The organism is Solirhodobacter sp., from assembly GCF_964715405.1.
The window spans coordinates 1-7715 of the sequence record NZ_CBAICG010000076.1; the positions used below are offsets into that span (position 1 = coordinate 1).

8 protein-coding genes are annotated in these 7715 nt (G+C 69.9%); 1 reads left to right on the forward strand and 7 read right to left on the reverse strand.

What is annotated here, in order from left to right; genetic code table 11:
* Nucleotides 1-6: 6 nt before the first annotated feature.
* The 3 genes from AC11WY_RS18780 to AC11WY_RS18790 all read right to left on the reverse strand — a co-directional run bounded on the left by AC11WY_RS18780 (nucleotide 7) and on the right by AC11WY_RS18790 (nucleotide 2672).
* Nucleotides 7-534 carry a DUF2478 domain-containing protein gene (locus AC11WY_RS18780; RefSeq protein ID WP_482928316.1) on the reverse strand — a complete coding sequence of 176 codons (528 nt, stop codon included), beginning with the start codon at nucleotides 532-534 and terminating at the stop codon, nucleotides 7-9.
* Between the two features lie 2 nt (nucleotides 535-536).
* The gene (locus AC11WY_RS18785; RefSeq protein ID WP_482928318.1) at nucleotides 537-1955 is read right to left on the reverse strand and encodes a mannose-1-phosphate guanylyltransferase/mannose-6-phosphate isomerase; all 1419 of its coding nucleotides are present in this window, start codon (nucleotides 1953-1955) and stop codon (nucleotides 537-539) included.
* 84 nt (nucleotides 1956-2039) lie between these two features.
* The gene (locus AC11WY_RS18790; protein WP_482928320.1) at nucleotides 2040-2672 is read right to left on the reverse strand and encodes a nucleoside/nucleotide kinase family protein; all 633 of its coding nucleotides are present in this window, start codon (nucleotides 2670-2672) and stop codon (nucleotides 2040-2042) included.
* A 163-nt stretch (nucleotides 2673-2835) separates the two neighbouring features.
* Here AC11WY_RS18790 and AC11WY_RS18795 point away from each other — a divergent pair, with 163 nt between their 5' ends.
* Nucleotides 2836-4194, forward strand: coding sequence for an MmgE/PrpD family protein (locus AC11WY_RS18795; protein WP_482928322.1), 1359 nt, complete (start codon nucleotides 2836-2838; stop codon nucleotides 4192-4194).
* A gap of 3 nt (nucleotides 4195-4197) precedes the next feature.
* Here the strand turns inward: AC11WY_RS18795 and AC11WY_RS18800 are convergent, their stop codons facing one another.
* From AC11WY_RS18800 to AC11WY_RS18815, 4 genes are all read right to left on the reverse strand, one after another.
* Nucleotides 4198-5256, reverse strand: coding sequence for a dipeptidase (locus AC11WY_RS18800; protein WP_482928324.1), 1059 nt, complete (start codon nucleotides 5254-5256; stop codon nucleotides 4198-4200).
* Complete coding sequence (locus tag AC11WY_RS18805) at nucleotides 5253-6023, reverse strand: ABC transporter ATP-binding protein (protein WP_482928326.1); 771 nt, start codon at nucleotides 6021-6023, stop codon at nucleotides 5253-5255. Before AC11WY_RS18805 ends, AC11WY_RS18800 begins: the two co-directional genes overlap by 4 nt.
* A complete protein-coding gene (locus tag AC11WY_RS18810) occupies nucleotides 6023-6853 on the reverse strand; it encodes an ABC transporter ATP-binding protein (RefSeq protein WP_482928330.1) in 831 nt (276 codons plus the stop codon). The genes AC11WY_RS18805 and AC11WY_RS18810 overlap by 1 nt, the downstream gene beginning before the upstream one ends.
* Before the next feature lie 118 nt (nucleotides 6854-6971).
* On the reverse strand, nucleotides 6972-7715 hold a 744-nt coding region (locus tag AC11WY_RS18815; RefSeq protein WP_482928328.1), incomplete at its 5' end, for an ABC transporter permease.

A 7715-nucleotide genomic window follows, 5' to 3' on the forward strand; every position in this document is an offset into this window, starting at 1 on the left:
CGGCGGTCAGACCGCTGCCCGTGCCGCACGGATCGCCAGGCGCGCCCAGATCAGGATCGCCTCGTCCTCGGGTTCCAGCAGCACGGCCTCGCCGCCGGTGAACTGATCCCAGGCCGCGGCGTGGCCCGCGCGCAGCACCGTCAGCACCGGCACGCCATTCAGCACCGCCCGCTCGATCGCGGCGCGCAACCCGCGCCCCTCGGCCTCGGCCTTGCCAAAGCGGTTGACCACCAGCAGGTCGACCTTGCCGTCAAGCTGCGCCAACAGGCCCGCCGCCACATCCGCCAGCGCCGCCGGATCAAGCGAGCATCCGGCGGCCCCCGGCCCAAGCTCCTGCGTGATCGGCCGCGCCGCGCCGGTGACCAGATCCTCGACCACCGTCACCTCGCCGCTGCGGCCCGGCCGGATGCCCTGCACATGCCCCGCCAGCCGCACCCCCTCGGCCCGCAGCCGCGCCGCCGCCCGCGCCAGCACGGCATCCACCGACACCCCTTCGGGGCAGCGGATCGCGGCGATCAGGGGGGCATCGGTCATGGTCATTCGCGCTTGTAGGCGTCTTCGTAGCGGATGATGTCATCCTCGCCGAGATAGGCGCCGGTCTGCACCTCGATCAGCACCATCGGCACCTTGCCGGGGTTTTCCATCCGGTGCACGGCGCCCAGCGGGATGTAGACCGACTGGTTTTCGCCCACCAGTTGCTTGGTGTCGTTGATCGTCACCAGCGCAGTGCCCTCGACCACGATCCAGTGTTCCGAGCGGTGGACGTGGCTTTGCAGCGACAGCGCCGCGCCCGGCTTCACCACGATGCGCTTGACCTGAAAGCGCTGGCCGATGACCAGACTGTCGAACCAGCCCCAGGGCCGGTGATCGCGCGGAAAGGTCTCGGCCTGCTTGGCGCGCTTGTCCTTCAGCGCGGCGACCGCCTTCTTGACGTCCTGCGCCCGGCTCATGTCGGCGACCAGCACCGCATCCGGCATGGCGATGGCGATGATGTTGTCCAGTCCGATCCCGACGATCTCCAGCGTCGGCGATTCGGATCGCAGCAGCGTGTTCTCGCAGTCGATCGCCGTCGCCGGGCCCGACAGCACGATGCCGGCCGCATCCGGCCCGGCCTCGCGCCAGACCGCATCCCAGCCGCCAAGGTCGGACCAGGCGCCCTCGAACGGCACCACCGACAGGTTCGCCGCCCGCTCCATCACCGCGTAGTCGATCGAGATGTCGGGCAGCGTCGCCCAAGGCGTCGCGGCAAGGCGCAGAAACCCGAGGTCGGGTTTCGCCTGGGCCAAAGCGGTCTCGACCGGCGCCATCAGGTCGGCGGCATGGGCCGCGAAGGCCGCGCGGATGGTGGCGACGGTGAACAGGAAGATGCCCGCGTTCCACAGATAGCGGCCCGCCGCTAGCATCTCGGCGGCGCGGGCGGCGTCGGGCTTCTCGACGAACCGGCGCAACGGGACGGCGGCACCCGAGCCATCGGGCTCGGCGCCAAGCTCAAGGTAGCCATAGCCGGTCTCGGGCCGATCGGGGCGGATGCCGAAGGTGACGATCTGCCCGGCCCGCGCGGCAGGCTCGGCCGCCGCCACCGCCGCCCGGAACGCCGCCGGATCCGGGATGACATGGTCCGAGGGCGCGACCAGGATCAGCGCCGCGGGGTCAAGCCCCGCCACATGCAGCACCGCCGCCAGCACGGCGGGGGCGGTGTTGCGCGCCTCCGGCTCGATCAGCACGGCGCCGGGGTCGATGCCCGCCGCCGCCAGTTGTTCCGTCACGATGAAGCGGAAATCGGCGCTGGTGATCACCGTTGGCTTGGCAAACCCCGCCCCGGCGAGCCGCCTGGCCGAGGCTTGAAACAGGCTCTCCGCCCCGGTCAGCGCCGCAAACTGCTTGGGGTAGCTCTTGCGCGACAGCGGCCAAAGCCGGGTGCCGGACCCGCCGCACAGCAGAACGGGATGGATCATCTGACTGTCCTTGCCTGAAATCGCTGAAGGACGTCTTGCCCGAATCCCCAGCGCCGATAAAGCACTATCCGCTGTTCCAACGGTTCAGTTCGCCAGTACCAGATCGGCGGGCCTGCTGTCCGCGCGCACCCGCCGCCCGTTCGGCAGATCATTCGCCTCCAGCTTCACCGCGATCTGGGCTTCGCTCAGCCCATAGCCCTGCCAGCGCGCGGTCAGCCGCTGCCGCAACACGTCCTCGGGCACGTCCAGCCGCACCGTCAGATCAAAGAGCCGCGCCAGCCGGTCCCAGGGCGGCGAGGCCAGCAGCAGATAGTTCCCCTCGGCCACGATCAGCTCGACCGACTGCGGGATCAGCCGCGCCCCCGCCCGCGCGATCTCGATCGAGCGGTCGAAGACCGGCACCGCGATGGTCTCCTCGGCATTGGCGCGCAGCCGCACCAGCATCGCCGCCAGCCCGCCCACGTCGAAGGTGTCCGGCGCGCCCTTGCGGGCATGGCGGCCCAGCGCCGTCAGCACCGCGTCGTCGTAATGATAGCCATCCATCGGCAGCACGGCGGCGCGGCCCGGCGCGGCAGCGTTCACCCGGTCCACCAGCGCCTCGGCGACATGGCTCTTGCCCGAGCCCGGCGCCCCGGCGAGGGCGATCAGGTGCCGCGCCCCGGCGGGCAGCGCCAGCACCTGCGCAACGAGGCCGGGAAGGTCGATCCGTTGTTCCACGCCAAGCCTCCGCCGCTGTCGCACCCATCCTAGTCTGGCCAAACGCGCGCGCGAAAGCGGAATCGACCCCGCATCAGGTCGCAATCGGCCCAGACAAGGGGTCGCTTGGCGCTGCACGTTGGGGTGACTTCGACCAGGTTCGCCGTTGCGAAAGGATCGCCCGATGGCACTCGACACGCGCAAAGCCCCCGACATGGCCAACTTCAGTGCCGACCTGCGCATCAGCGATCTGCCCGAGCCGGTGCTGGCGACGCTGCGCCGGAGTTTTCTTGATACGATGGGCGTGGCCGCGATCGGCGCCACCACCGGGATGTCGGCAATTGCCCGGCGCGGCGCGCTGGCGGTGTTCGGCGTGGGCACGGCCGGGGCGTCGCGGATGCTGGTGGACGGGCGCAAGACCTCGCCCGCGGGCGCGGCGATGGCCGGGGCCTTCACCGTCGATGCGGTGGACGCGCATGACACCAACAGCTGGGTCAAGGGCCATGCGGGCTCGGCGGTATTCCCGGCGCTGCTGGCGGTTGCCGACGCCTTGCCGGGGATGACGGGGGGCGAATTCGCCGCCCACCTTGCCGTTGCGTATGAGGTCAGCTATCGCGCGGGCCTCGTTCAGCATGCGACCTGCGCCGACTATCACACCTCGGGCGCCTGGACGGCGGTCGGGGTCGCCGCCGCCGTGGCGCGGATGCTGGGCTGCGACGCGGCAACGATCCGCCACGCCGCCGGGATCGGCGAATACCACGGGCCGCGCAGCCAGATGATGCGCTGCATCGACCATCCCACCATGCTGCGCGACGGTGTGGGCTGGGGCGCGCCCTCGGGCGTCACCGCCGCCTATCTGGCGCAGGCGGGCTTTACCGGTGCCCCGGCGCTGACCTGCGAGGGGGCCGAGGCCGCGCCGTTCTGGGCCGACCTCGGCACCGGCTGGCGCACGGTCGAGCACACGGATTACAAACCCTATCCCTGCTGCCGTTGGGCGCATCCCTCCATCGATGCGGTCGCCGCATTGATGGCCGAGCATGGCCTGACCCACCACGACATCGCGGAAGTGCGCATCCGCACCTTCCACAACGCGACCCGCCTCGCCGGGTATGCGCCGCAAACGCTGGACGAATTCTCCTACGCCATCGCCTTTCCGGTTGCCGTGATGATCGTGCGCGGGCGGCTGGGCGTCGACGAACTGCGCCCCGAGACGCTGAACGACCCCGACATCCTGCGCGTCAGCCGCGCCACTACCCTGATCGACGACGCCGAGATGACGCGGATCAGTGTCGGCAAACGCTGGGCGCAGGTGACGCTGGTCACCACCGACGGGCGCGCGTTGACCGACACGCCGCGCACTCCGCGCGGCGGCCCGGATGCGCCCCTGTCGGATGCCGAGATCCTGACCAAGTTCCATGCCTTCGCCGACCCGGTGATCGGCGCCCCGCGCGCTGCGCGGCTGGCCGATCTGGCGCTGCGGTTCGACACGCTGGACGCGGCGGGATTCGCCGACCTGCTGGATGCCTGCCTGTCGGCGCCCTGAGCGTCACGCCCCCCAGGTGCGATCGAGCAGCGCCAGCCAGTTCTCGTGGCTGATCTTGGCGATCAGCGCCTCGCCATAGCCATGCGTCCGCATCGCGGCTTGCAGCGCGGGCAGGCCGGTGACGTCGCCGATCCCCTGCGGCAGCGTCGCGCCGTCGAAATCCGAGCCCAGCCCGACGCGATCCTCGCCGAGGTTCGCCAGCAGGTGGTCAAGGTGGCGCAGCACCGGCTCCCAGCCCATGTCGGGGGATTTGCGGCCATCGGGGCGCAGGAACACGGTGGCGAAGTTCAGCCCGACCATGCCGTTGGTCTCGCGGATCATCGCCAGTTGGCGGTCGGTCAGGTTGCGCGACGAGGGCGTCACGTCATGCGCGTTGGAATGCGTGGCCACCAGCGGCGCGTCACTGATCCGGGCGACATCGTTGAAGCCCTTCTCGTTCAGGTGGCTCAGGTCCACCATGATCTTCAACTCGTTGCAGGCGCGGATCAGGTCCAGCCCCGCCTCGGTCAGCCCCGGCCCGGTGTCGGGGCTGGACGGAAAGGCGAAGGGCACGCCGTGGCCGAACACCGTCGGACGGCTCCACACCGGCCCGATCGAGCGCAGGCCCATCGCGTGAAAGGCGTAAAGCGCGTCAAGACCGGGGTCGATCGCCTCGGCGCCCTCCATGTGCATGATCCCGGCGATCACGCCGCTCGCCAGACAGGCGCGAATCTCGGCCACCGTGCGGCAGACCTTGAACCGCCCCTCGGAGGCGCGCTCCATCCACAACAGATGCGCGGCCATCGCCAGCGCCACGGGCTGCGCCGCCTCATGGCCGATCAGCGCGGGCAGCGGCACCGTGTAGGGCGGATTGTCCATCATCGCCTCGAAATCGGGCGCGTCATGGGCCATCGGCGAGGGGATGTAGATCGCGAAGAAGCCGCCCGCAAAGCCGCCCTGCTTCATCCGCGGCAGATCGAGGTGGCCGCGGCCCTCGCCGGTCAGCCAGATCGCCGCGCGCTTCTCGGGCGCGCGCAGCAGGCGCAGCAGGATGTCGTTGTGGCCGTCGAAAACCGGGATCATGTCGTGCCCTCCTCCGCCGCGCGATAGCCTTCCGACGCCGTCAGAAGCGCGCGGGTATAGTCCTTCGTCGCCTTGCGGGCGCGCAGACTGTCGCGTGTCAGTTCTTCCACCGCCAGTCCATGCTGCATCACCATCAGCCGCTCGCACATATGCGCGACCACGGCCAGATCGTGGCTGACCAGCACATAGGTCAGCCCGTGCTCGGCCCGGATGCCGTCGAGCAGGTTCAGCACCTCGGCCTGGATCGAGGCGTCCAGCGCCGAGGTCGGCTCGTCCAGCAGCAGCACCTCGGGTTCCAGGATCAGCGCGCGCGCGATGGCGACGCGCTGGCGCTGGCCGCCGGAAAGCTGGTGCGGGTAGCGAAAGCGGAAGCTGGCGCCCAGCCCGACATCCTCGAGCGCGCGCCCGATGCGCCGCTCGCGGTCGTCGAAACCGTGGATGGCCAGCGGTTCCGACAGCACCCGGTCCACCGTATGGCGCGGGTGCAGGCTGGCGTAGGGATCCTGAAACACCATCTGCACCCGGCGATAGAACGCCGCCGTGCGGTGCCGCGTCAGCGGGATGCCATCCAGCATCAGCGTGCCCCCGGTGACCGGCGCCAGCCCCACCAGCGCGCGCAGCACGGTGGACTTGCCCGAGCCGCTTTCCCCGACGATGCCATAGCTTTCGCCCCTGGCAACCGTGAACGAAACCCCGCGCACCGCGCGCACCCGTTCCAGCCCGTGGCCGAAGGTCACCGCCAGATCCTGAACGTCGATCAACCCCATCAGAGCGCCCAATCCGCATCGCGTTGCAGCGTCGGCAGCGGCCGCCGGTCGCCCTCGATCCGCGGCAGACAGCCGTAAAGACCCTGCGTATAGGGATGTTTCGCCTGCGCCAGTTCGGACGCCTTGACCTCTTCCACCACGCGGCCGGCATACATCACCAGCACCCGGTCGCAGAAACTGCTGACCAGCCGCAGGTCGTGGCTGATGAAGATCAGCCCCATGCCGCGATCCGTCACCAGCCGGTCGAGGATGCGCAGGATCTCGATCTGCACGGTGACATCGAGCGCCGAGGTCGGCTCGTCGGCGATCAGCAGGTCGGGCTCGGTGATCAGCATCATGGCGATCATCGCGCGCTGGCCCATGCCGCCCGACAGCTCGTGCGGATAGGCGCGGAACACCCGTTCGGGGTCGCGGATCTGCACCGCCTCCAGCATTGCCATCGCGCGGTCGCGCGCCTCGGCGCGGTCCTTCGCGGTGCGGGTCGCGGCTTCCATCAACTGGCGCCCGATCGTCATCACCGGGTTGAGCGAAAACTTCGGATCCTGCATCACCATCGACATCCGGATGCCGCGCAGCGCGCGCCACTGGCGCACGCTCGCGCCGCGCAGGTCGATGCCGTCGAACGACAGCCGCCGCGCCGTCGCCTTGCCCGGCGGCGGCGTCAGGCCCAGGATCGCGCGGCCGGTCTGGCTTTTGCCCGACCCGCTTTCACCGACGATCCCCAGCCGCTCGCGCCCCAGCGTGAAGCTGACGCCGCGCACCACCTCGGACGGCCCCTGCCGGGTTGGAAAGGTCACGCGCAGGTCTTCGACTTCCAGCAGCGCGCTCATGTCGGCGGCTCCGATCGGCTGCATCTTCCTGGCCCAAATACTCCCCCGCCGGAGGCGTCCTGCCGCAGCCGCAGGAGCCTCCGGCGGGGATATTTTGGCCAAGATGAACGGGAAAGGGTCATTTTCGCGCCTTCGGGTCGAGCACGTCGCGCAAGCCGTCGCCGAGGAAGTTGAAGCCCAGCGAGACGGTGAAGATCGCGATGCCGGGCATCGTGGCGACCCACCAGTCGTCGATGATGAACTGGCGGCCCGAGGCGATCATGGCGCCCCATTCCGGCTGCGGCGGCTGCGCGCCAAGGCCGAGAAAGCCCAGGCCCGCCGCCGTCAGGATGATCCCCGCCATGTCGAGCGTCACCCGCACGATGACCGACGACAGGCAGAGCGGCACGACATGGCCCCAGATGATGCGGGTCGCGCTGGCACCCTGCAGCTTGATCGCGGCGATGTGGTCGGCGTTGCGGATGGTCAGCGTCTCGGCCCGCGCGAGGCGGGCATAGGGCGGCCAGGAGGTGATGGCGATGGCGATGATCGCATTCTCGATCCCCGGCCCCAGGGCTGCGACGAAGGCCAGTGCCAGCACGAGGCGCGGGAAGGCGAGGAAGATGTCGGTGATCCGCATCAGGATGACGTCGATCCAGCCGCCGAAATAGCCCGAACTGGTGCCGATCAGCAGCCCGACCGGCGTCGCGATCACCGCGACCAGCGTCACCACCAGCAGCGTCAGGCGGCTGCCGTAGACGATCCGGCTGAAGATGTCGCGGGCGAGGTCGTCGGTGCCCATGATATGTTCCCAGGATGGCGCGATCAGCCGTTCGGTGCGCAGGTCGCCGCCCTGCACCGGGTTGTAGGGCGCGAGCACGTC